This window comes from Adlercreutzia sp. ZJ473, assembly GCF_013185065.1.
GTDB lineage: Bacteria > Actinomycetota > Coriobacteriia > Coriobacteriales > Eggerthellaceae > CAAEEV01.
Genome location: NZ_JAAVTO010000046.1, coordinates 1 through 22,110 on the forward strand (window position 1 = coordinate 1; position 22,110 = coordinate 22,110).

22 protein-coding genes and 1 pseudogene are annotated in these 22,110 nt (G+C 60.4%); 10 read left to right on the forward strand and 13 right to left on the reverse strand.

Translation table 11 applies throughout. The annotated features are described in order from the left end of the window. Positions 1 to 159 precede the first annotated feature (159 nt). A complete protein-coding gene (locus HRL41_RS12485) occupies positions 160 to 354 on the forward strand; it encodes a helix-turn-helix domain-containing protein (protein WP_371808832.1) in 195 nt (64 codons plus the stop codon). 54 nt (positions 355 to 408) lie between these two features. On the opposite strand, the gene HRL41_RS09135 is transcribed toward HRL41_RS12485, so the two are convergent. From HRL41_RS09135 to HRL41_RS09155, 5 genes are all read right to left on the reverse strand, one after another. Continuing rightward, complete coding sequence (locus HRL41_RS09135) at positions 409 to 1,692, reverse strand: ATP-binding protein (protein ID WP_172136568.1); 1,284 nt, start codon at positions 1,690 to 1,692, stop codon at positions 409 to 411. A 161-nt stretch (positions 1,693 to 1,853) separates the two neighbouring features. Further along, complete coding sequence (locus HRL41_RS09140) at positions 1,854 to 2,687, reverse strand: protein-ADP-ribose hydrolase (protein ID WP_253904818.1); 834 nt, start codon at positions 2,685 to 2,687, stop codon at positions 1,854 to 1,856. An 8-nt stretch (positions 2,688 to 2,695) separates the two neighbouring features. Continuing rightward, positions 2,696 to 3,622 (reverse strand): Sir2 silent information regulator family NAD-dependent deacetylase, encoded by a 927-nt coding sequence (locus tag HRL41_RS09145; protein ID WP_172136571.1) that lies wholly within the window; start codon positions 3,620 to 3,622, stop codon positions 2,696 to 2,698. After that, positions 3,619 to 4,344 (reverse strand): 4Fe-4S binding protein, encoded by a 726-nt coding sequence (locus HRL41_RS09150; protein ID WP_172136573.1) that lies wholly within the window; start codon positions 4,342 to 4,344, stop codon positions 3,619 to 3,621. Before HRL41_RS09150 ends, HRL41_RS09145 begins: the two co-directional genes overlap by 4 nt. Before the next feature lie 80 nt (positions 4,345 to 4,424). Next, positions 4,425 to 5,201, reverse strand: a complete 777-nt coding sequence (locus tag HRL41_RS09155) for a nuclear transport factor 2 family protein (RefSeq protein WP_172136575.1) — start codon at positions 5,199 to 5,201, stop codon at positions 4,425 to 4,427. 168 nt (positions 5,202 to 5,369) lie between these two features. On the opposite strand from HRL41_RS09155, the gene HRL41_RS09160 reads away from it, so the two are divergent. Continuing rightward, positions 5,370 to 5,714 carry a helix-turn-helix domain-containing protein gene (locus HRL41_RS09160; protein ID WP_172136577.1) on the forward strand — a complete coding sequence of 115 codons (345 nt, stop codon included), beginning with the start codon at positions 5,370 to 5,372 and terminating at the stop codon, positions 5,712 to 5,714. Here the strand turns inward: HRL41_RS09160 and HRL41_RS12195 are convergent. The 3 genes from HRL41_RS12195 to HRL41_RS12005 all read right to left on the reverse strand — a co-directional run bounded on the left by HRL41_RS12195 (position 5,711) and on the right by HRL41_RS12005 (position 6,886). After that, positions 5,711 to 6,268 (reverse strand): hypothetical protein, encoded by a 558-nt coding sequence (locus HRL41_RS12195; protein ID WP_253904819.1) that lies wholly within the window; start codon positions 6,266 to 6,268, stop codon positions 5,711 to 5,713. The genes HRL41_RS09160 and HRL41_RS12195 overlap by 4 nt on opposite strands. Before the next feature lie 98 nt (positions 6,269 to 6,366). After that, positions 6,367 to 6,633: an EamA family transporter gene (locus tag HRL41_RS12490; protein WP_371808830.1), complete on the reverse strand. Its 267-nt coding sequence runs from the start codon at positions 6,631 to 6,633 to the stop codon at positions 6,367 to 6,369. Then, positions 6,539 to 6,886, reverse strand: a complete 348-nt coding sequence (locus HRL41_RS12005; RefSeq protein WP_216662628.1) for an EamA family transporter — start codon at positions 6,884 to 6,886, stop codon at positions 6,539 to 6,541. The genes HRL41_RS12490 and HRL41_RS12005 overlap by 95 nt, the downstream gene beginning before the upstream one ends. A 230-nt stretch (positions 6,887 to 7,116) precedes the next feature. Here HRL41_RS12005 and HRL41_RS09175 point away from each other — a divergent pair. Next, positions 7,117 to 7,554: pseudogene (locus tag HRL41_RS09175) on the forward strand (LysR family transcriptional regulator substrate-binding protein); the annotation flags it as partial. Positions 7,555 to 7,878: 324 nt separating this feature from the next. Next, complete coding sequence (locus tag HRL41_RS09180) at positions 7,879 to 9,405, forward strand: RNA-binding domain-containing protein (RefSeq protein ID WP_172136581.1); 1,527 nt, start codon at positions 7,879 to 7,881, stop codon at positions 9,403 to 9,405. Between the two features lie 619 nt (positions 9,406 to 10,024). Here HRL41_RS09180 and HRL41_RS09185 read toward each other — a convergent pair. The 3 genes from HRL41_RS09185 to HRL41_RS09195 form a co-directional block, all read right to left on the reverse strand. After that, positions 10,025 to 10,774 (reverse strand): ABC transporter permease, encoded by a 750-nt coding sequence (locus HRL41_RS09185; protein WP_172136583.1) that lies wholly within the window; start codon positions 10,772 to 10,774, stop codon positions 10,025 to 10,027. Beyond that, positions 10,771 to 11,496: an ABC transporter ATP-binding protein gene (locus HRL41_RS09190; protein WP_172136585.1), complete on the reverse strand. Its 726-nt coding sequence runs from the start codon at positions 11,494 to 11,496 to the stop codon at positions 10,771 to 10,773. The genes HRL41_RS09185 and HRL41_RS09190 overlap by 4 nt, the downstream gene beginning before the upstream one ends. Before the next feature lie 77 nt (positions 11,497 to 11,573). After that, positions 11,574 to 12,353: a MerR family transcriptional regulator gene (locus HRL41_RS09195; protein WP_253904820.1), complete on the reverse strand. Its 780-nt coding sequence runs from the start codon at positions 12,351 to 12,353 to the stop codon at positions 11,574 to 11,576. A gap of 382 nt (positions 12,354 to 12,735) precedes the next feature. Between HRL41_RS09195 and HRL41_RS09200 the strand changes: the two genes are divergently transcribed. From HRL41_RS09200 to HRL41_RS09225, 6 genes are all read left to right on the forward strand, one after another. Then, positions 12,736 to 14,487 (forward strand): Na/Pi cotransporter family protein, encoded by a 1,752-nt coding sequence (locus HRL41_RS09200; RefSeq protein ID WP_172136587.1) that lies wholly within the window; start codon positions 12,736 to 12,738, stop codon positions 14,485 to 14,487. A 207-nt stretch (positions 14,488 to 14,694) separates the two neighbouring features. Next, positions 14,695 to 15,315, forward strand: coding sequence for a TetR/AcrR family transcriptional regulator (locus tag HRL41_RS09205; protein WP_172136596.1), 621 nt, complete (start codon positions 14,695 to 14,697; stop codon positions 15,313 to 15,315). Then, positions 15,316 to 15,762: a hypothetical protein gene (locus HRL41_RS09210; RefSeq protein ID WP_253904821.1), complete on the forward strand. Its 447-nt coding sequence runs from the start codon at positions 15,316 to 15,318 to the stop codon at positions 15,760 to 15,762. 365 nt (positions 15,763 to 16,127) lie between these two features. Then, positions 16,128 to 18,053: a diguanylate cyclase domain-containing protein gene (locus HRL41_RS09215; protein ID WP_172136604.1), complete on the forward strand. Its 1,926-nt coding sequence runs from the start codon at positions 16,128 to 16,130 to the stop codon at positions 18,051 to 18,053. 126 nt (positions 18,054 to 18,179) lie between these two features. Beyond that, entirely contained in the window at positions 18,180 to 18,974 is a 795-nt protein-coding gene (locus HRL41_RS09220; protein ID WP_371808831.1) for an HAD family hydrolase, read from the forward strand. Beyond that, positions 18,961 to 19,413, forward strand: coding sequence for a VanZ family protein (locus tag HRL41_RS09225; RefSeq protein ID WP_172136606.1), 453 nt, complete (start codon positions 18,961 to 18,963; stop codon positions 19,411 to 19,413). The genes HRL41_RS09220 and HRL41_RS09225 overlap by 14 nt, the downstream gene beginning before the upstream one ends. Here HRL41_RS09225 and HRL41_RS09230 read toward each other — a convergent pair. Continuing rightward, on the reverse strand, positions 19,410 to 19,769 hold the full coding sequence (locus HRL41_RS09230) for a helix-turn-helix domain-containing protein (protein ID WP_165172607.1): 360 nt from the start codon (positions 19,767 to 19,769) through the stop codon (positions 19,410 to 19,412). The genes HRL41_RS09225 and HRL41_RS09230 overlap by 4 nt on opposite strands. Positions 19,770 to 20,318: 549 nt before the next feature. Next, positions 20,319 to 21,455 carry a UDP-glucose 4-epimerase GalE gene (gene galE / locus HRL41_RS09235; RefSeq protein ID WP_172136608.1) on the reverse strand — a complete coding sequence of 379 codons (1,137 nt, stop codon included), beginning with the start codon at positions 21,453 to 21,455 and terminating at the stop codon, positions 20,319 to 20,321. Positions 21,456 to 22,110: the final 655 nt, after the last annotated feature.

Here is a 22,110-nt window from a genome sequence, read left to right on the forward strand (position 1 = left end):
CGCTCCACCTGCTCGCGGCGCATCGACCTTCTTTCCTGCGGCGTCATCGTCACTTCCTTCCATCAGGTTGCAACGATTGTGGCATCTATCGGCTAGAAGCTGAAGACGCAGGAATTTAGACGCTTACCAAATGACGAGACAAACCTCAATGTTGACCAGATTGCTGCTCTTGATGCGATGAAAGCCGAACCGGCAGCGACTTATCCGGAAATCGCACAAAGGATCGGCTTTAGCGAAAGCAAGGTGTATCGCATTTCGGACGTCCTTCGGAAGAAAGGCCTTGTCGAAAGAGCGGGCTCTCGAAAAACGGGCACATGGAAGGTGCTGGTGGGCCACATTGGCAGGGCGGGTTGACGCTTACAATATAGCTATAGATTAAAAAGCCCTCGAGGTTTTGCAAAGTCTGCACTACGGGGCCAACATGGCCAGAGGAACAACGAGCACGCCGTCTTCACGTCGATACGCAGCAGAGGCAGCGGTCAGCACCATAAGGAACGACGGGGAGCCCTCATGCCTTTGGTCGATGCGATCCGCCAACTTCTTCAGATGCTTGGCCGCGATGTCAATCTGACTTGCCCCCATCTTTACTTCGACAAGCGCCCACCTGCCATCGTTGAGGTGAATCACCGCATCGGCCTCAAGGTCAGTTTTGTCACGGTAATGAAAGACATTGCCACCAAGCGCATCGGTGTATACGCGAAGATCGCGAACGCACATCGACTCAAAAAGGAGACCGAACGTGTTGAGGTCGTCAAGCAGGCCTTTTGGCGAAACATGCAGAAGAGCTGCCGCAATGGAAGGATCGCAGAAATGGCGCGTAGGGCTTGTGCGCACAGCGGTCTTCGAGCGAAGGCGGGGATTCCAAGCCGTCAGGTCTTCAGTGACGCATGCCCGCGAAAGGGCATCCACGTAGTCGGCAATCGTCACATCCGCCGGTCGATAGCCCTGCACGTCTGCCGCAATGGTCGTGAGGGCCGCTTCCGTTGAAACATGCCGTGCGTACGAGCGCATTATCGACCTCATCCATGTTGCATTACGTTTTACGCCATCCATTTCCTCAATATCGGAATCAAGCAGCTCTTCGACGTAGTCCGATGCCATCGAAAGAGCTATTTCCTCATCCTTTTCGGTAACAGCCTCTGGCCATCCCCCGCGACACAGGGCAAAAGCAATGTCATCGACGCTGAAATCAACAAGCCCGGATACATCGCTTGCACCTTCGAACAATGACGCAAGGGAGACATCGCCCGATGATTCGCCTGATTCGTATAGAGACATGGTGCGCATGGAAAATCGCGCGATGCGCCCGACGCCAGAATGCGCAGGCCTTTCCTTCGGCGTAGCTGAGCCCGTCAGGATGAACCGGCCCCTTCCGCGGCCCCTGTCTATGGCGAAGCGGACAGCGTCCCACAACTGCGGTGCCATTTGCCATTCGTCAATAAGCCTCGGCTCCTCTCCCTCGAGAAGAGCCGACGGTTTCACGTCAGCCAAAGAAAGCAGAGCTGCGCTTTTGTCGGGATCCTGCAGAAACACCTGGCTTTTTGATTGCCTTTCAGCAGTTGCTGTCTTGCCGCACCACTTGGGGCCTTTTACCTGCACGGCTCCCGACGATTTTAGGTAACGAGCAAGCACAGCATCGGCAACACGTGGCAAGTAGCCATCCTCTGGCATGGCGAAGAAGCGCTGAGTCATGATAGCTCCGATCACTCAGATTATTTGGCTACAAGCCATTATACTGCGGCTCTTTAAGAGTTGGACTATTTTCATCTTAGGAGTTGGACCGTTTTCATTTGTGTAGTTGGACTGTTTTCATTTACGTAGTTGGACCGTTTTCGTCTTAGCGATTGATTCGGTTAACAATTGCTTGCGCTGCAATAAAAATCGCGACCACCTAGGGCGAGTCCAGTCGCATAAAGAGCCTCATCAGTTGGAGAGAAAACATTGAAGATAACGATCATATCCGACTCTTCTTCACTCAGCCAATTCTTAACTGCATTGATAGCAATTCCCGCCGCCGCTTCCTTCGGAAAGCCGAAGACCCCTGTGCTTATACAACAAAAAGCAATGGTTTCACACCCAAGATCCGCTGCTGCATTCAAGCAAGCTGTGTAGCAATTGGAAAGAAGCGCCCGAGCCTGTGGCGTGGCCTCTCCTTCTACGATAGGCCCTACGGTATGAATGATGCGTTTGCTCGGGAGATTGTAGGCCTCTGTCACTTTAGCCATACCAGTCGGCTCGGGGAATCCCTGTGCCTCCATCAGGCGTTGACACTCTAAACGCAGTTGAACACCCGCAAAGGTGTGGATGGCGTTGTCTATGCAATGATGCCCAGGCACGAAGCATCCAAGCATCTGGGAGTTAGCAGCGTTCACGATAACATCAGTGGCAAGCGTAGTGATGTCGCCGCGCCAGAGCCGGATGCGACCGTCATCTCCAACCGCTTCTGTCCCATCAGGCGATGTGGTGCCGCGACTTTCAATGATGCCGCTCAGCAGTTCGTCTTGCATTCGCAGGAACTCATCACTTGCAGGGATCGGTGGACGTACGTTAACCAACGCGCGGAAAAGACGCCATTGCTCATCGACCCCCTCGGGAACTTCGGGCATCTCGCCGCGCTCGACGAGCAGCATTTCGACGAGCGCCGGTAAGTTCCTGGTCGCGGGAGTCTCAGAGAGCGCTACCTCCAAGGATCTCGTCATCGGATTGCCCCTTCCTCTTGCGAGGCGACCAGACTCGCCAGCACCTCGTTGATGTCGCCGTCGATGCAAATCGAGCGGTCCTCTATTTGAGCGGGCACCATGACGTCCCCCATGTTCACGCACGCATAGACCGCATCAGCATTTCGCGCCGTCATCTGCCAGAACGGGTACTTGATGATGACGGGGGTGTTGAAGCCGACGCCCAGCTCTAGGAACAGGATATTGTTGCCGGGTTCAGCATGCGCTCCCAGATACTCACGATAGCGGTCGTTTGCTGTGTGCCAGCCTTCGTCCTCAACGAAGCTTCCATCTACGCGGAGGTTGGTGGTGGCAGGCGCTCCGCACTCGGGACAGGTCGGAATGAGGTCGCTCGGGATAGCAGTCTTGAGATCTTCGGCATCCGGAAGGACGAGGGTGCCGTCATTCTCTATCGCGAAACCCTCGGATTCGACCATGGCGCGCACCTGGTCATAGTTGTCCCAGGTCTTCTGGCAGCACGGACGCGAGCATTGGAACAGCCCGTAATCGCCTTGGGTGTAGAAGAGCATCTCTTTGTCGAATCCCGCTTTCTGAAAGCAATGATCCACGTTGGTCGTGAGGACGAAGTGGTCCTTGGGACCAGCCAGCTGCAGCAGAAGACCGTAGGTGTCCTTCGGCATAGACATGTAGCGGTTCACCCAGATGTGTCGGCACCAGTACCCCCAGAAGTCCTCCGGGGTGGGATGTTGGTAGAACCCAGCCGAGTACATATCCGCCAGCCCATACTTGGCAATAAGATCACCGAAGTAGCGCTCGAATCTCTCCCCGGAATAGGTGAGCCCAGCGGCGGTAGACAGGCCAGATCCTGCACCTATAATAACGCTGTTGCACTGTTTCAGAGCATGGGCCAGCCTCTTGATTCCCTTTTCTATGGGCATGCTCATACTGCCTTCTTTTCTCGTCTCTTGCGCACGGCATCGGCAGGACAAACCTCTTGGCAGATACCGCAGCGTATACAGTGTTTCTGGTCTATCACGAAGGGCGAACCAGGCGCGATGCACCCCTCCGGGCAATCCCTTTGGCAGATGCCGCACTCGATGCAGTCATCACCGATGAAGAAGGTACCCGTCTTTCCTGCAAGGCCGCCCCCCAGCTCGAAGTCTTCCCTGAATATCGGCTTCTGCCCAAGGTCGAAGTATTCCCCTTCGCCGTTCTCGATGCAGAATACGTCACAGATATAGCGTGCATCATCCGGATAGACGACCTCCATACCGGGGTTCAGCTCGAAGAACGCGTCCACGAATTCGTGCTGGAGACCCTCGGGTATGCGCTCCACTTGCCCGCGCAGGCGGCATGTGCGGTAATCTGGCGTCTGGCCCACGATGGCGACGAACCTCTCGCGCATCACGTCTTCGTGGAAGGCCTTGCCTCGTGGCGAGAGAAAATACAGGCGCTCCCCATCGGTCGCCATCACGTCTATGACCCGCACGCTTGGAAGCCCGTCTTCGCCTATCGTTGCGAAGGCCGTGTCGCGTATGGCACGCAGGAATCGGAGGCACCAACGGACGTCCACATCATCGAGCGAGGGGATTTCCGTCTTGCTAAGCCCCTCGCATGAGCGCAAGCATGCGAAGTCGCTATCTCTTATGGCTTCGAATCGCTCCATTTAGCACCTTTCGCATATGCAGGTCGGGATCGCGCACGCGACCCCGATGGTTTAGGCAGATTGTAATCGTAGGCCAAGGACTAGAACTTGCCGTTGTCGTTTTGCCAGTCGGCCTTGTCGGCAATGGTCTCCATGATGTCCCAATGCTCGGCAATCTTACCAGCCTCGACGCGCCACAGGTCATAATAGGAGGTAGGAGCGCCACCGAAGGTTCCCTCGCTCACCGCGAGGACGAAGTTCCCGTCTGCGAGCACCTGGTGCACGTTGTCATAGACCATACTGATCCCCTGCTCGGCCATGGCGCCGAGTGCGGCATTGAGGCCGGAGAGCCCGTCGGCGATGGCTGTGTTGTGCTGAATGTAGGTGTCCCCATCGAAGCACTCAGGGGTCTTATCGAGGTTATTGCCCTGCATGACGTCATAGAGGAATGCCTTCACGACTTCCCGATTCTCCTCGGTCTTGTTCTTCTCGGCCGCCTCCGTTGGACCATCGGTTTGCGTGTGACCCGAGGGGTTCGGCGCTGCCTTGTCAGCTAGATTGTCCCAGTGCTCGGCAATCTTGCCGTCCACATCGAAGCGGAAGATATCGAAAGCGACCTGCTCGCCAGCACCTGCGAAGTTGTAGATGCTCTGCATGAAGACCTTGTCGCCATCCTCGAATGCGCGGACGGTCTCTACCGTGGTCGGCGCTGGGGCGGAAGCAAGGTACTCGACGCTTCCGATGAACGCATTGCGACCGGTTCCGTATGCGAGGTTGTGCTGGATGTACTCTTCCGCGAGCAGGCCTGCCGCAGCTTGCACATCGCCGTTTGCGAACGTGTTGATAAGTGCCTTTGCCTTTTCGATGTTGGAAGCCATTGTCTTGTCCTTTCACTTGATGGCGTTGCCATTTGTCGTTTCAAGCTGATACCATTGTGCGCATAGTGGTTACTAATGGTAAGAAGGCACTTTGATGTGCTATAGGAACCTTTAGGTAACCATTGGGCTTATACAGGCGTTTTACGAGGTAATGAAATGACAGCTAGGATGATAGACGAGCTCCCGGCATGTCCCGTGGAGACGACGCTGCTCCTCATAGGCAACAAATGGCAGGTACTGATTCTGCGAGATTTGGTGCTCAATGGCACAATGCGCTTCAAGGAGCTCCAGCGCTCCATCGGAAGCATCTCCCAAAAGGTGCTCACCTCAAACCTGCGCGCCATGGAAGAGAGCGGAATCGTGCATCGCGAGGTCTTTGCAGAGGTTCCTCCCCGTGTGGAGTACTCGCTAACCGAACTCGGACTCACCTTGAAGAGCGTGCTCGATGCACTATGGGATTGGGGCCTCAGCTACCAAGAGAGAGTAAAACGTTCCCACTCGGAGAGGCGTTAGAAGCGCGATCCCTCTCGCTCATTAAGAGAACCATTGGGTGAGATCGCTTCATAAACAACGGCGGGTATACCTAGATCTTCCACTCTCTCTGCTCCAGTTGATTCCAGAAGACGATGGAGCTGTGCGATCTGCGGGGCGAGCACGTCGGACACTTCGCAAGCCCATAAAAGAACCGATGCATCAACGAGCTCACCGGCTATCTGCACGAGCACGGTCTCTCCGTCCACTGTGACGCGGTTGAGCCTCTGCATGTCCTCCGCGTCGGCGAGGAGGAAGCTCCAGCCGTCGCGCCTTCGAGCCACGGGAAGGCCCTTCGGTCCGATCTCGTCCTTATAGGCCTGGGCTGCCTCGTAGTAGTAGGAGCAGAGCCACAGGCTCTCGCCGTTCACGTCAGAGAGGTCGAGCGTGTAGTTCGTGAGCAGGTTTCCCAGCTGCGGTATGCCGTCGGTCATGCGGTCGGAAAGCGTCATGCCGGTATCTGCGGCGAGGCGCTTGGCTCGCTCAATCTCACCTTCCGACATGCGCACGTGGATCTGTTTGGGATGGCGCTCCATCGCGCAGGCTTTGCCCCCTTCTGAGCTTGACTAATGCCCTGCGCGGTTCGGAGCTCGTTGATTCGTCTCGCTATGAGAGCATCGGCCTCCGGCATCAGCTAGACTGGCATCTCCGGTTTCTTTCCTGGAGCCGTTCCCAGGATTGCTCCTCCGATGATGAGCACCCCGCCAACTGCTTCCCATAGGCCCATAGGCTCGCCCAAGAACATCAGAGCGCAGACGACCGCCGAAAGCGGCTCCAGGTAGCCGAGGATGGCAACCGTCTGCGCGCTAAGCCCCTCGAACGAGGAGAAATACAGAAAGCAGCCGAGCCCCGTGTTCACCACGCCGAGCACCGCGACCCACGCCCACGACGCGGCCGGCACGGCGAACGGCAGACATCCACCCGCAGAAGAACCCCCACAGCGATCCCGCCCCCTCGACGGACCCCCAGTTCAGCGCCAGCGCCCCCGCGAGCACGACGGCGAAGGAGAGGAGGATGCGACCCGTGAGCCTTTCCTTGAAGACCACGGGGGACAGCGCCAGCACCATGATCGGCGCGCAGTAGTAGGCAAGCGAGGAGACGGCCACTCCCACTGTCTGGTAGGCCTCGTACAGGAAGAGCCAGCTGAGTCCCATGGACCCCCGGAAGCCGTCACGAGGACGGCGTTCCTCGCGCCGCCGAAGTTCGGCGCAAGGCGCCTCACGACGAACACAGCCCCGAGGAACAGGGAGCCTATGAGGGTTCTCAGGACGACGATGTCACAGCTGGGAAGAAGGATGTGCGCGGCCATGACCCCGTTGCTCCCGAAGAGGACGAGCTTCTGCTCGGAGACTACTCGGACATCGAACGATAGCTCAGAGAGGGAAGGGTGGACTGCGGCTTCCTGCGGGCCCCGCATGCACGCGGGATCGACTCCGTGCCCTACGAGACCGACGAGCTGATGGCGGTCCTGCCCGAGGGGCACCCGCTCTCGCGTCTCGACGCCGTTCCCTTGGAGGCGTTTTCCGACGAGCCGTTCCTGGCGCTGGAGCACGGGGCTGACACCGAGGTCGCGGAGCTTTTCGAGAAGGCTGATGCACTTCCGGACGTGGCACTCACGACGTGGGACGACTATGCGATCATGGCCATGGTGGAGAAGGGCCTCGGCTTGGCGGTGCTGCCGAGCCTCATCCTCCAGCGCGTGCCCTATCGGCTCGCGTTCAGGCCGCTTGCGCCCCGCGCGTACCGCGACCTCGTGTTCGCGACAAAGGCCGGCGGTCAGCCCTCTCTCGCGGTAAGGCGATTCCGCGAACTCCTTCTATGAAAAGGCCCTCTGACCTGCTGGTCGGAGGGCTGCATCCCCGCAGAGGGGCCAGGAAGTCTTAGGCGGCCTCCGGGAGGGCTTGCGAGGCTGCACTGGTTGGAATGTCGCCTGCAACACGCGGTTGACGATCTTCAACGACTTCTCCGAGCGCATTTATGTGGTGGCGAATCATCGCACGGTTGCCTCCCATGAGAAGCATCGAGATGCTGTCGAAACGGATGGCGACGTCCACTGCTCGATGCGACGATGTCATGCGAATGGGAACACATGGTATCGGGACGGTGCGCCAGACGGTAAAATGGTGCGAACCAGAAAGGTCGCTACATGGATCTAGCCAAGCTCGAAACCTATAAGGAGAGTAACCGCCTCGAAGCCAAAGCGGCCCAAGGCGGCTTGCCGAAGAGCGTCTGGGAGACGATCTCCGCCTTCGCCAACACGGAGGGCGGGATCATCGTGCTCGGAGCAGAAGAGCGCAAGGACGGCACCTTGGAAATCATTGGACTTGGCGATGCCGACAAGATGCTCGCCGACTTCTGGAACACCGCCCACAGCACCGACAAGCTATCATGTTGCGTAATGTTTGACAGGGATGCCAGCATCGAGAACGTCGATGGCAAAGAGCTGATCGTCGTAGAGGTGCCGCGCGCTGACCGACGCTTGAGACCGATCTACGTGAACGGCAACCCCGTCACGGGGACATACAGGCGCGACCACAAGGGCGACTACCGCTGCGCCCAGAACGAGATCCAGGCGATGTACCGGGACGCATCGGACGAGTCCGTCGACACCCGCATACATGAGAACCTGACTGTAGGCGACCTGTCTGCGGAGACCATCGGCTCGTACCGCAGAAGCTACGAGCTGCACCACAACGCCCATGCGTGGGCCGACTTGCCCGACGAGGAGTTTCTTTGCCGGATAGGCGCTGCGAAAGCTGGCGACGATGGGAAGATCCACCCGACAAGCGCGGGCTTGCTCATGTTCGGCGAGGAGTGGCGCATCATGGCGGAGTTCCCGCATTACTTTCTGGACTACCGCCAGGAGCTTGGGACGGACGAGAGGTGGCAGGGCCGAATCACCTCGCAGGACGACAGCTGGTCGGGAAACGTGTTCGACTTCTACCGGCGCGTCTTCAACAACATGAAGCAGGCCATCAACGTGCCCTTCAAGCTCGACGAGAACAGCCAGCGCGTAGACGAGACAGAGGCGCACGACGCCCTGCGCGAGGCCATTGCGAACTGCCTCACGAACGCGGACTACAACGAGCGTCGCGGTGTTGTCTTCCTATGGAAGGAGGACGGTCTGCACTTCTCGAATCCGGGCGGCTTTCGCGTCGGCATCGAGGACGCCTACATCGGCGGCAATTCAGATCCGCGCAACGAGACGATGATGAAGATGTTCACGCTCATCAACATCGGCGAGCGTGCCGGGGGCGGCATTCCCGACATGGTGAAGAAGTGGACGTCCGCAGGTTACGGAAAACCGATGCTTAGTGAACAGGTGAATCCCGAAAGGTCGAGTTTTTTCCTGCCGCTGGAAGCAGACAAAGACCCCGATAACTTCGAGCACGCTGAGAGCACGAATTCGAACTCTTTGACACACGGTGAAGTGTCGACGTTGCTCCCGGATTCAGATACTCAATTGAGCGATAACGAGCGTATAGCTTTTCGGTTAGCAATCGAGCAAGGTCGTGTTACCACGGCGATGCTATCTGAAAATGCCGGTGTATCAAAGCTCACTGCCAATCGCACTTTAAAGCATTTGGCTGACATAGAGGTTTTGACTTGGCGAGGAAGAAACAAAACCGATCCTTCTCAATATTACGAAATATCTGAAAAGCTGCTCGGTTAAGAGCTGTTAAGAGCTGTTAAGAGCTGTTAAGAGCAGTCCCAAGAGGTCTTACGTGGAACAGCAGCAAAGACGATTGGCGAGCAAATAACAGGCTGGCTTAGCCGGCAACCAAAATGGTTCTCATTTGCTTTGCATGCCTCAGCCGTGGACGAAATGACAAGTCAAATCGTTGAAGGAATTGCCAGAAAAGCATGCCAGGAGAATGGCCTGTAAGTATCTTTTGAGGACGATGGCTCATTGCTGAAAGAGCTCACTGAAGAAGACTTGCTATCGCTTAAGTCTTCCGAAAGAACAATTGTCTTGGACTCGGTGACAGCGAATAAGGGAGTAAACGCTCTGATGGATGATGCTGAATTAAAACTTGAGCACAACAGAATTACCGTCGTGTACGGGGAGAACGGTTCGGGGAAATCTGGGTTCAGCTGCCGTCCAGAGGACGCGCACAGGTGACAGGGTGACTTTGCGACTCGCGGGTATTATTGCACCGGTACGAATCATCCCGAAAGGAGCGCTTTCTCTCAGAGCGAAGTGGTGCGCCGACTTCTCGAACACACCACTTCTGACCCGTGAAAGCGTTGTTTCTTGGATTGGAGTGAATTTTAGTGGTTTGCCGCCCGACTTACTCCCATTTGAAGAAGCGGACGGCGATGAGCGAGCACGCCGCTGTCACCAAGACGAGGACGATCATCTGGGGCAACAGGGACTCGACGCCGATCCCGACCCCGAGAAACGAGCTTTTCATCAACTGCATCCCCTGGGTGAGCGGAAAGAACCGCACGACGCCCTGCACCTGCTCGGGCATAACCTCGAAGGGAAGGGTCGCCCCCGAGAAGATGAGCATGGGGAAGTAGAGCACGCAGGCCCACACGCTCGCCCTCTTGGCGTTCTTGGCAAGGCCCCCGACCATCATCCCGATGCTCAGGGTGGAAGTCACGGTGAGCAGCCAGCTCAGGAGGAAGAGCGGAAGGGATCCTTGGAACCTCGCTCCCCAGAACGCGCTCACGACGGCGAAGATGGTGACGGCCGACACCAGGGCGTAGAGCCCGTAGATCGCCAACTCCACGAAGAGGATGATTGACGGGGTGGCGGGCGTCACCTTGAAGCGCTTGAGGATCTTGCGCTCCCGGTAATCGGATACAACCAACGGAAGGCCCATGAGGCCGCCGGCGCAGATGGATATGGTGCAGAGGGCCCCGAACGACTGCTCGATGAAGGAAAACGACGCCCCCTCGAAGGCAGCGGCGGTTCCGTAGACGAACCCCTGGATGACCAGCACAGCCAGAGGCAGGATGATGGCGAAGATGACCATGTTCATGTTTCTGACGCTCAGCTTCAGCTCGTTGCGGAAAAGGGTTGCGAACGCTTTCATCGAAGGCCTCCCATCTCACCGGAAAGGGCGAGGTAGGCCTCTTCCAGGTTGTCTTTGCCTGCTGTGGCCTTGGCTTTTTCGGGCGAGCCCCTGAAGACGATGCGGCCCTTGCTCAGGATGCAGATCTCATCGCAAATCGCCTCCACCTCGTCCATGAAGTGCGAGACGATGAACAACGTCATGCCCCCTGCCTTCAATTCGTTCAGGACTTTCCAGATCGAGCGCCGCATAGCCGGGTCGAGCCCCGTGGTGAGCTCGTCGAGGAACACGACTTCAGGATTGGGCAGAAGTGACAAAGCGATGAAGAGTCGTTGGCGTTGGCCGCCTGACAGCGCCCTGACCGCCGAGTCGGCCTTGTCGCCGATTCCCAACCGGGCGCAGAGAGCGCGCCAATCCGCAGGTCGGTCGTAGAGGCAGGCGAACTCCTCGCAAAGCTCCGACACCTTAATCTCCGGCTGGTACTCGCAGTCCTGGAACTGCACACCGCATCTTCGAAAGAGCTTTCTTCTGTCGCGCCGGGGGTCCATCTGCAAGACCTCGACCTTGCCGCTGTCGGGGCGTTTCGTCCCCACGATGCACTCGGCGACGGTGCTCTTCCCCGATCCGTTCGGACCCAACAACCCGAAGGCGCTTCCGGCTGAGACGGACAAGCTGACGTCTCGGACGGCCCTTACGGACCCGTACGACTTGCTGAGACCGCTGACGACGATCACTTCTCTCATCGATCCTCCTTGCTCTCGCGTTTCGATGTGCAGGAGACGATAGAGGAGACGGCGGGCCTGGTGGCAAAGTGGAGGGTTCAGCGGATTCCTCTCAGCTCTCCGATGAGGTCGATAACGGTGTTCGCATTCTTTTCCGCCAGCTTGAGGGAGGTGAGGAGCCTGTCGCAGGCAGTCACGATATCGTCATCATGAGGAGGGGTGTCGAGGGTGAGGGCGATTCCCTCCCTTCCGGCGTGTGGGAGGGTCCGCAGCATGCGAAGTATGGAGTTGAGCGAGTAGTTCGCGCATCTGAGCGTCCGGATGATCTTCAGGATCCTCATGTCCTCCCCGGAGTAAACGCGGTACCCGTTCGCCTGCCGCTTCACCGCGAGAAGCCCGTTGAGCTCCCAGTTCCTCAGCGTGTCGATGGTCACGCCCAGCGAACGCGCGGCTTCGCCCCTCTTCATCAGGGCGCTCGTGGGCGGAGGCTCCTCTTGGATGAGCCGACCCACGATGTCGATGGCCTCAACGGCATTCGCACGCTCTCTTCGGACGTCGGCGAGGAGGCTCTCGGCGAGCGAGAGAGCCTCCTCGTAGCGTCCCTGGGCGCTCAGCTTCACCACGTTGAGCATCTTCTTGCGCATCCCGGCCTGAAGGACTTCGATTTCGAGGGCGGCGCGCACGAGCTTGATCTGGCAGACGTGGACGTCCGTGAACACCCGGTACCCGTTGGGCTCCCTCTCGGCCGTCGGGATGAAGCCCCACTGCTCGTACAGGCGCACAGTGTTGACGTGAACGCCCGCGATGCGTGCAATCTGCGACGTCCGATATGTCGCCACAGCTCTCCTCTCCGGCCACAGCCCCCTCTCCATGGCCATGATAATCGGAATCTGAACCCTGGTGACTATGTGGAGGGTTTGCAGGTGCGAAAACGGGAGAGAGGAAGAGGCGGAAGCGAAACGGCAGCCCGCGCTGCTCGATGCGGCAAACGTCATGCAAGCGGAAACGCAGGGTATCGAAGCGACATGCTGAGTTGCAGAACGATCACGTAAGCATCTGAGTGAGGACTCAGCAAAACAGGGTTACTTAACTGACGCTTTCCTTACATAACTTTTACACTCCCTTGCAAAAGAGCAGACAGTAGCGCCTTATTCTTTTGACTATATTTACAAATGTGCGCGATGAGCAGGATAAGCGTGACCTCGCCTACGTTGGGCGCGCCGCGTATATGCGATATCGGCTGCGTGGAAGGCGGAGGAGTTGGAGAACGCGTTCGAGACGCTCTTGGGGCTTTTGGGCGGGCTTGCCCTGTTCCTGTTCGGCATGAACCTTATGAGCGAGCGCTTGCAGAAGGTCGCAGGCGAGAGGATGCGCAACATCCTGAGGCTCATGACGAAGAATCCGGTGCTCGGCGTGCTGGCGGGCGCATTGGCGACGGCGGTGCTGCAAAGCTCGTCGGCCACCACGGTGATGACCATCGGGTTCGTGAGCGCGGGCCTCATGGGCCTGCCCCAGGCCATATCCATCATCTTGGGGGCGAACATCGGCACCACCATGACGGCGCAGATCATCGCGTTCAAGATCAGCGACTACATCTTCCTGTTCGTCTTTCTGGGATTCATCCTGTCGTTTGCGGGACGCCGCGAGCGCGTCAAGGACATCGGCCTCACCATATTCGCGTTCGGCGTGCTGTTCTTGGGCATCGACACCATGGGCGCCGCCATGAAGCCCTTGGCCTCAAGCCCCGTCTTCACGCAGATGATCGCGCAGGTGGCCGACATACCGGTGCTGGGGGTGCTGGTGGGCACGCTGATGACGCTGGTGGTGCAGAGCTCGTCGGCCACCATCGCGGTGCTGCAGAACTTCGCCTCGCAGCCGGGTCCCGACGGAGTCAGCAGCATCCTGGGGCTCCAGGGGACCATCCCCATTCTGCTGGGCGACAACATCGGCACCACCATCACGGCGCTTCTGGCCAGCATCGGGCAGTCGCGCTCGGCCAAGCGCGTGGCGCTGTCGCACTGCATCTTCAACATCTCGGGCGCGCTTCTGTTCATATGGTTCATACCCGCGTTCGCCCAGTTCGTGCAGATGATCTCGCCCGCAGGCCCCGAGGTCGACGTCATATCGCGCCAGATCGCCAACGCGCACACGTGCTTCAACGTGGCCATGACCCTCATATGGCTGCCGCTCATTCCGCTTATGGTGAAGATAGTGATGACGGTGCTGCCCGATGCGCGAGCGAGCGCGGGCAAGGAAGACCGCGGCTTGCGCGAGCCGGTGTTCCTCGACCAGAAGATGATCGCGCAGCCCGCCGCAGCCATGCAGATGATCGCCCAGGAGATTCTGCGGTTCGGGCATGCGTCGAGCGACATGCTGGAGAGCTTGACGACCGCTTTGCACGAGGGCAGCACAAGCGGCTTGGAGCAGGTGATCGCGCGCGCCGACGACGCGCATGCGCTTAACAAGCGCATCACGCAGTACCAGTCCGCGATGTTCTCCACGGGCGTGCTCACCGAGGAGCAGGCCACCTTGGCAGCAGGCCTCATGCACGTGCAGAACGAGGTGTCGCGCGTTGACGATCTTGCGCGGGGGGTGGCAAGCAATCTCAAGGAGAACCGCTACAGCCCGTCGGCGCAGAAGGACCTCAACGACAGCCTGGACACGGTGCACGAGATGCTCGCCTGCAGCGTGACCGCGCTGCAGAACGGCGACACGCAGGTGGTCGGGCACGTTCGCCAGATGCACGAGAAGGTGTTCAACACCGGCATCGACCTGCGCAAAGACCACATGCGCCGCGTGGCCCAGGGAGAATGCGCCCCGGATCTTACCGAGCAGTTCAACGACGTGCTGCTCATGATCGGCCGCATGGGGGACGCGTGCTCGAACATCGCCGAAGCGGTGGCGGGCTCGGTGGACTTCCGCTACCTCATCGTGGTGGACGACGACCAGATCGCGCCTTCCGACGCGTCGAGCGGCAATTCCCCGCAGCCAGCGTCCAGCCCTCTTCCCTAGGCCCTCGCCAAGCTGCGTCCAAGTTGGCAGCGCAGGCCTCCGCGACGCAGCGGACGGCAGGCGAGCCCGGGCGTGCGCTGGGATAGACGTGCGCTGGGAGGAAGCCAGGTTACTTGGCTGAAGAGCATTGGCAGATACCCGTCGCTCTGCTATACTAACAAATGTTAGTTAGTAAAGAATGTGCAGGTTGCGACAAGGGAGGGGACCATGCCGAAAGCAGGCGGAGACGCGCGGGAGCGCATACTGGACGAGGCTCTCGTGCTGTTCAGCCAGAAGGGGTACGCGGCGACGACCGTTCGCGACATAGCGAGCACCGTGGGCGTCAAGGCCGCGTCGCTCTACAACCACTTCGGCGGGAAGCAGGAGATCTTCGACGCGTTGATAGAGCGCGAGGCGGCGTACGTCGAGCAGCGCGTGCGCAACGCCGGGGCCATCGCCAGGCCGGATGAGGACCCGCGTGCCTACTCGGAGGCCAAGGGGGCCTCCCTCGCGAAGCTGGTCTGGGACAGCTACGCGCCGTTCTTCGAAGACGACCGGGTGCGGCTCTTCCGGCGCATGCTCGCGATCAGCCGCTACGGAGACGCGCGGTGCGCCGAGCTTTACCGAGCGGTTTTCGTCAGGCGCCCGGTCGAGCTGCAGGAGGCGATCTTCGCGCACCTGGTGGATGCGGGGGTCTTCGATCCGTGCGACGCGCGGCTTGCCGCCGAGCAGTTCCACGGCCCCATGCTCATGGCCATCGACTCCGAGATGGGCGCAGGCGATGCCGAGGAGTTTTGCAAGAGGCACCTGTCCGCGTTCAACGCGGCGCACGAGCGGAAGGGAAGGTAGATGGACAAGGTGGCGCGCGGGTTCGCGCTTTTCATGAACTGGTTCAACGGGGTGTGTGCGCTTGTGTGCGGGCTTTGGATGATGGCGAGCGCGCTGTGGGCCCTCCCGCTTTCGTGGAACGACTGGATGCCGGTGTCGCTGCTCGACCCGCTTCCGCTGCCGGACTTCATGAAGTGCGACTTTCTGTGGCCGGGGCTCGCCCTTGCCCTGGTGAACGGCGTGCCGAACGTCGTTGCGCTCGTGCTGCGGTTTCGCGGCGACCTCAGGGCGTCCTACGCCTGGGGCTGCGCTGCGGGTGCGCTGCTGATCGCGTGGACCGCCTTCGAGATGGCGTTCATCCCCAACGGGCTGTCCGTGTTCTACCTGGCGCTGGGTGTCATGCAGCTGGCCGCGAGCGCTCGCGCGACAACGCTGACCCCTGCGAAGAGGACGCGCGGGCTTCCCTGAAACACCGTTATGCTGTCATTGTCGTCGAGCAAATCAAGGGGACGCGGCTTCTTCGCTACGGCCCCTTCGCGTACAGCCTCTCAGGGGAAAGGGGCATCGCGCTTTCGCGGCGGGCGAGCGCAGCCATCGACTGGATGAGCGATGCCGATTTGCTCGAGGGCCTGCGGAACATCATGCGCAATCAGACGGCGCTCCCGCATGTCCCCTATTCGACGCCCCTCCCCCCGCGACTTCCCGCAAAATAGAGCAGCCATCTCGCAACAAGCTGACTATACTGGGAACAGTGCGCTTCTGCGCCCTGCAAAGCGCATGTTATGACCGCGCTTTGGGTGCGCCGAGTTCGCCAGAAAGAGGAGGGGGCATACGTGAGAACGCTGAGGCAGATCCTGCGCAGGTACGTGATCGCCCTCTCCGTCATCTCCATCGTCGTCATACTGGGCGTCACCATCTGCCTCCAAGTCAGAAGCGAGCAGCGGCACGCCTACGACATCGCCACGCAAACCCTCTCCCAGATCGGGCAGGTCCTCAACGAGAACGACCACGCGATCGCCGAAGCGAACGAGGCGTACCGTCAGGAGTGCCTGAACAACGCCTCCGTCATCGCACGCGTCATCGAAGGCGACCCCGACGTCATCAACAGCGTCAGCAGCATGAAGGACCTCGCGTTCATCTCCGGCGTCGACGAGATCCACATCTTCGACGACACCGGGCGCATCTTCGCGGGCACACACCCGCAATACTACGGCTACACGTTCGACTCCGGCGAGCAGATGGGCTTCTTCAAGCCGATGCTCGAGGACAAGTCGCTGCAGCTCGTCCAGGAGATCACCCCGAACACCGCCGAAGGCAGGATGATGCAGTACTCCGCCCTCTGGAGCCGAAGCGGCGACATCATCGTGCAAGTGGGCATGGAGCCGACCAGGATCATGGAGGACATGGAGAAGACCGAGCTGTCCTACCTCTTCTCCCTGTTCCGCGTGAACCCCGAGGCCAGCTACTTCGCCATCGACGTCACAAGCGGCCGGATCATCGGATCGACGAACGAGAGCGACATCGGACACCCGGCAAGCGACGTGGGCTTGGACATCAACGACGTCGAGAGCAAGCCGGACGGATTCTCCGCCACCGTCAACGGGCGCCGGTCGTTCTGCGTCTTCCAGCAGGTCGACGACGCCTACCTCGGCCGCACCGTGTCGAACGCCGACTTGTACCACCGCATCCCCGAGATCACTTTTTCGCTCTTCCTCTGCCTCACGCTCGTGGTGGGCGTCCTGTCGGCTGCCATCTCGTTCTGCATAAACCGATTCGTGGTCGAGAAGATCAACGACATCAACCGGGAGCTTGGCCACATCACCCTCGGCAACCTCACCGAGACGGTCGACGTGCGCAGCAGCCGCGAGTTCTCCGAACTCACCAACCACCTCAACGCCATGATCAAGTCGCTTCTGAACAACAGCAAGAAGATGTCGTACGTCCTCGCCAAGACGAGCCTGCTCATCGGCGTATACGAGCACAACGAGAACAGAAGCCAGGTCGTGTGCTCCGGCTACCTGCCCGAGGTCCTCAACCTCACCGAGGAGCAGCTCGCCGAGCTCGCCTCTGACTTCGACCGGTTCGAGCAGTTCATCGACGGCATCCGCGCGAATCCCGTGCCGGGCGAGGAGAGCATCTTCCTCCTGTCGGGCGAAGACGGTCGACAGCCGGGCAAGTACCTGAAGCTCGGGGAGACGGTCGAGAGCAACAGCGTGTTCGGCGTGGTGATCGACGTGACCGAGGCCGTCACGCGCCGCAAGCAGATCGAGCGCGAGCGAGATCGCGACCCCCTGACCGGGCTGTACAACCGCCGCGGCCTCGACAACAAGCTCGCCGCCCTGTTCGAGTCCCCCGAAAAGCTCGGCTTCAGCGCCTTCGCCATGATCGACGCCGACGACCTGAAGATGGTGAACGACACCTACGGGCACGACAAGGGCGACATCTACCTCAAGCGCGTCTCGGAGATCATCCAGGACTTCGGACCGCATCACAGCGTTGCGGCACGGCAGAGCGGCGACGAGTTCGTCCTGTTCCTCTACGGCTACGAGAGCAAGGGCGAGCTGCTCGGCGCGCTGGAGGAGCTCGCGGGCATGCAGGATCGCACGCACGCGCAGCTCGACGAAGCGCTGGAGATTCCGGTGCGGTTCTCGCTCGGGTACAGCCTGACGCGGGAGGACGCGGACTACTGCGACTCCATCAAGAAGGCAGACCGCCTCATGTACGCGAACAAGCGCGAGCGCAAGGGCGAGATCCTGTAGGAACGCACGCGGTGAGGCGCGCGGCTGCGCACCGCCCAGCCTCTGGTGATTGTGCGAAACGCCACAGGGGCGTCGGCGGGCGCGGTATGATGGTCTGCGTTTGAGCTCGATTTCAAGGAGACTTACGTGAGCCACATCGACGAGAACGCGTACGCAGCGCCCGCACAGCATGAGGGCGAGGCGGCGCCTGCCCAGCCCGCGAGCGCGCCAGAAGCCGCTTCGCATGGCGCGCAGCCGCGCTTCGACGCCTTCATCTTCGACCTCGACGGCACGCTGCTGCACACGCTGCCCGACCTCGTGGTCATCACGAACCGCGCGCTGCGCGACGCGGGCTACCCCGAGCGCACCGAGGCCGAGATCCTCAGCTACGTGGGCAACGGCGTGCGCGCCCTCATGTACCAGGCCGTGCCCGAAGGCACGGGCGCCGAGGCGGCGGAGGCGGCCATGGCGCGCTGGAAGGAGCTCTTCCCCACCTACGACAACAACCTCACGCATCCGTATCCCCACGTCGAGGAGATGATCGACGGGCTGCGGGCGCGCAGCTGCAAGCTCGGCGTGCTGTCGAACAAGTTCGACGAGGGCGTTCACCAGGTGATGGACAAGTGCCTCCCCGGCCGCTTCGACGTCGAGCACGGCGAATGCGACGAGATCCCCCGCAAGCCGGACCCCACGGGCCTCCTGCGCACCATCGCCGAGCTGGGGACGACGCCCGCGCGCACGGCGTATGTCGGCGACTCGCCGGGCGACGTGCGCACGGCGCGCAACGCGGGAGCCTACGCCGTGGGCGTGACGTGGGGCTACCATGCCGTCGAGGACTTCGCTGCCGAGGACGCCGAACCCGACCTCATGGTCAGCGATCCGCTTGAGCTCGTCGCGCTTGCGGGAACGACGTGTGAAGGGGCGCGCGATGGCGAACGGTGAGCAAGCCTCGCGCTGGCACGCCGTCGCGTCATGGGCGCTCGTCATCGCGTGGGCGGGCGTCATCTTCTTCATGTCAGCGCACACGGGAAGCGACTTCGACCAGGGAACCGACTTCGTCGCACAGGTGAAGCAATGGCTAACTGGCCTTCAGATGACGCTGTTCGGGCCCGACGTCGACGTCATCTCCTCGATCGCGCACTTCTGCGAGTACACCGTCTTCGGTGCGCTCCTGCAGAACGCGCTGCGGCTGAAAGTCGACGCGCGACGCGCCGTGGCCGTCGCCATCATCTGCGCGAGCCTGTACGGCGTCACCGACGAGATTCACCAGATCTTCGTGCCAGGACGCGCATGCGACCCCGTCGACTGGATCGTCGACACGCTCGGCGCGACGCTCGGCGCGTGCGCATGGTGGCTGATGGGAAGGCGCCGCGACGCCTAGCGCTGCGCGCTGCGGTTGGCCTTCTCCTTGCGCTCGGACGCACGGTCGAAGCAGCGGCGCTGGTAGTAGGAGCTGTCGATAGAGCTGTGCGGCGGCGTGAGCAGCTCGATGACGCTCACGTCAAGCGCGTCGGCGATCTTCCGCAGATAGGAGAGCTTCAGGTTCGACTCGCCGCGCTCCACCTTGTAGACCGTCGGGCGCGTAATGCCCGCGACCTGCGCAAACGTGGCGATGTCCATATGGGCGAGCTTGCGGAGCCGCTCGACGTTGTATCCCAGCACAAACGCCTCCTCCAACCCGAGCGAAGCGTGCTCAGGCAGCGGGTTGTGGGGAGTGTTCAGGAGCTTAGTTGGCATGCCTGAAAGCCTAATCTGCCGTGCATACCATGATGCAAACCGTCATTTACAAATAGCTAAAACGCCTTAAAAGTTCCGCTCGCGTAAAACTCCCGAAACCAAGCCCATCCAAGGAAACGCGCGGCAGCTCCGAACGAGCGTCGGTTCCGCTGCCCCGCCCTTCGCCAACACGCAAGGCGGATTCGCTGCCCCGACTTCGTCAGCAGACGCCGCACACATCGCGAGCATCGCAAGCAAGGCGAGCGAAACGGCCGAGTCAAGTCACGAGCAACGCACGCGAAGCATCCGAAGCGAACGAGACGCAAGCAACACCCGAAGCTGACGAACGAAGCGGAAAAGACGACCGAGGAGCGCGGAGCGGGTGCAACAAGCGCGACGAACGCAGCGAGCAAAAGCAACAGAAGCAACAAACGCGAACAAACGAACAAGCAATCTATCAAACAAGCAAACAGGGGCTGTTTTGCGAAACGCGTTTCGCAAAACAGCCCCAAAGAAGCAAGCGGTCCTGCAGCAGGCAGTGCTGAAGCGCCAGAGCGCTAAGAGGCGACGCTACGCCGTCGCATACCCGTCAGGGTTCGTCGACTGCCAGCGCCAGCTGTCGGCGCACATGCGCTCCAAGTCGTACTCCGCGACCCATCCGAGCTCCTCGCGCGCCTTGTCGCATGCCGCGTAGTTCTCCGCGATGTCGCCCGCGCGACGTGGCTTGACCTCGTAGGGAACCTCGTGCCCGCACGCCTTCTCGAACGCCCGGATGACGTCCAGCACGCTCGAGCCCTTGCCGGTACCCAGGTTGAAGATCCCCACGCCGCGGCGCGAGCCGTCCGCGGCCGCCTCGCCGGCAATCGAGCCGATGCCGATGGCCTCGCCCGTGCCGACCTTGCCGCCCATCCAGTCAAGTGCCGCCACGTGCCCGCGCGCGAGGTCGACCACGTGGATGTAGTCGCGCACGCCCGTGCCATCCGGCGTCGGGTAGTCGTTGCCGAACACGCCGACCTTCTCCAGCTTCCCAACCGCCACCTGCGCGACATACGGCAGCAGGTTGTTGGGGATGCCCTTGGGATCCTCGCCGATCATACCGCTCTCGTGCGCCCCAATCGGGTTGAAGTAACGCAGCAGCACGATGTTCCACTCGTTGTCGCCCACGTAGAGGTCCGTGAGAATCCGCTCGAGCATGCTCTTCGTCTGTCCGTAGGGGTTCGTCGCCTCGTGCTTGGGACACGCCTCGGTGATCGGGATGAACTCCGGCTCGCCGTACACCGTCGCGCTCGACGAGAACACGATGTTCTTGACGCCGTGGGCGCGCGCCACATCAGCGAGAACCAGCGTGCCGGCGATGTTGTTCCAGTAGTACTCGAGCGGCTTCACCACCGACTCGCCCACCGCCTTGAAGCCGGCGAAGTGGATGATGACGTCAACGTCATGCTGCCCGAAGATCTTCTCAAGCGCGGCGCGGTCGAGGATCGACGCCTGGTAGAACGTCAGTCGCTCGGAGTCCGCGTCGATTCCCGCGATGGCGCGCACGCGATCGACGGCGACCTCACTCGAGTTGCTCAAGTCGTCGACGATGACCACGCTGTACCCGCGCGTCAGAAGCTCCACGACTGTGTGGCTGCCGATGAACCCGGCGCCGCCCGTGACGAGAACCGTCGTGTCAGCCGCGGCCTTCGCAAGACCCTTGTTCGCCATGCTGCTCTCCTTCATCTACCTTCCAAACGCCCCACGCGCGCAAGGCACGCGAAGGGCGAAAACCGACCGACGAAACATGATACCAGCATTCGAGAACACCCCAAAATGTTTCACGTGAAACACTCGCAAGCCCCTTCACCCTGCAGGGGCTGTTAAGCAGAGAGCGAAGCTGCTTATAGCGCAAGAAAAGCCAGCTCACGAGAGGCGATGCACGAGAACCGCTGCTGCGAATGCTGCGCGCAAAGAAAGACGATTTCGCATCGGCTATTATCCCCCCCCCGGTGCTGTTTTGCGAAACGTGTTTCACAAAACACGTCCCATAAGGCGAAAAAAATGCGTCTCCCCATAAAGCAAGAAGAGGCCGAAGAGGCCCCAAAGTGTTTCACGTGAAACACTCCGTCGCAAAACAACCCCTACAAATAAAAAAAGGACCCCGCAGGCCCCGCAGGCCCGAAAAGAGAGGCCCGAGGGGCCCCAAGCACAAGAAAGGAGCCCGACGTCCCCCGCAAGCGAAGAGGGGGCCTCGCAGCCCCGTAAACGCAAGGAGGGCCCCGCAGCCAAAAAGAAAGGGGGCCCGCAGGCCCCTTGAGGGAGACGGAAGAGAGCTCGACGCCTCCCCGCCCGCAAACGAAAGAAGGAGCCGCAGCCCCTCCAA

Coding starts and splice junctions, on each gene's coding strand:
- galE (WP_172136608.1), bottom strand. CDS start 21,455: ATGGCGAACAAGGGTCTTGCGAAGGCCGCGGCTGACACGACGGTTCTC.
- HRL41_RS12195 (WP_253904819.1), bottom strand. CDS start 6,268: ATGGAGCGCCATCCCAAACAGATCCACGTGCGCATGTCGGAAGGTGAG.
- HRL41_RS09225 (WP_172136606.1), top strand. CDS start 18,961: ATGGCGAACGGTGAGCAAGCCTCGCGCTGGCACGCCGTCGCGTCATGG.
- HRL41_RS09210 (WP_253904821.1), top strand. CDS start 15,316: ATGGACAAGGTGGCGCGCGGGTTCGCGCTTTTCATGAACTGGTTCAAC.
- HRL41_RS09195 (WP_253904820.1), bottom strand. CDS start 12,353: ATGGCCATGGAGAGGGGGCTGTGGCCGGAGAGGAGAGCTGTGGCGACA.
- HRL41_RS09135 (WP_172136568.1), bottom strand. CDS start 1,692: ATGACTCAGCGCTTCTTCGCCATGCCAGAGGATGGCTACTTGCCACGT.
- HRL41_RS12005 (WP_216662628.1), bottom strand. CDS start 6,886: ATGGGACTCAGCTGGCTCTTCCTGTACGAGGCCTACCAGACAGTGGGA.
- HRL41_RS09205 (WP_172136596.1), top strand. CDS start 14,695: ATGCCGAAAGCAGGCGGAGACGCGCGGGAGCGCATACTGGACGAGGCT.
- HRL41_RS09160 (WP_172136577.1), top strand. CDS start 5,370: ATGATAGACGAGCTCCCGGCATGTCCCGTGGAGACGACGCTGCTCCTC.
- HRL41_RS09190 (WP_172136585.1), bottom strand. CDS start 11,496: ATGAGAGAAGTGATCGTCGTCAGCGGTCTCAGCAAGTCGTACGGGTCC.
- HRL41_RS09180 (WP_172136581.1), top strand. CDS start 7,879: ATGGATCTAGCCAAGCTCGAAACCTATAAGGAGAGTAACCGCCTCGAA.
- HRL41_RS09185 (WP_172136583.1), bottom strand. CDS start 10,774: ATGAAAGCGTTCGCAACCCTTTTCCGCAACGAGCTGAAGCTGAGCGTC.
- HRL41_RS09230 (WP_165172607.1), bottom strand. CDS start 19,769: ATGCCAACTAAGCTCCTGAACACTCCCCACAACCCGCTGCCTGAGCAC.
- HRL41_RS09145 (WP_172136571.1), bottom strand. CDS start 3,622: ATGAGCATGCCCATAGAAAAGGGAATCAAGAGGCTGGCCCATGCTCTG.
- HRL41_RS09155 (WP_172136575.1), bottom strand. CDS start 5,201: ATGGCTTCCAACATCGAAAAGGCAAAGGCACTTATCAACACGTTCGCA.
- HRL41_RS09150 (WP_172136573.1), bottom strand. CDS start 4,344: ATGGAGCGATTCGAAGCCATAAGAGATAGCGACTTCGCATGCTTGCGC.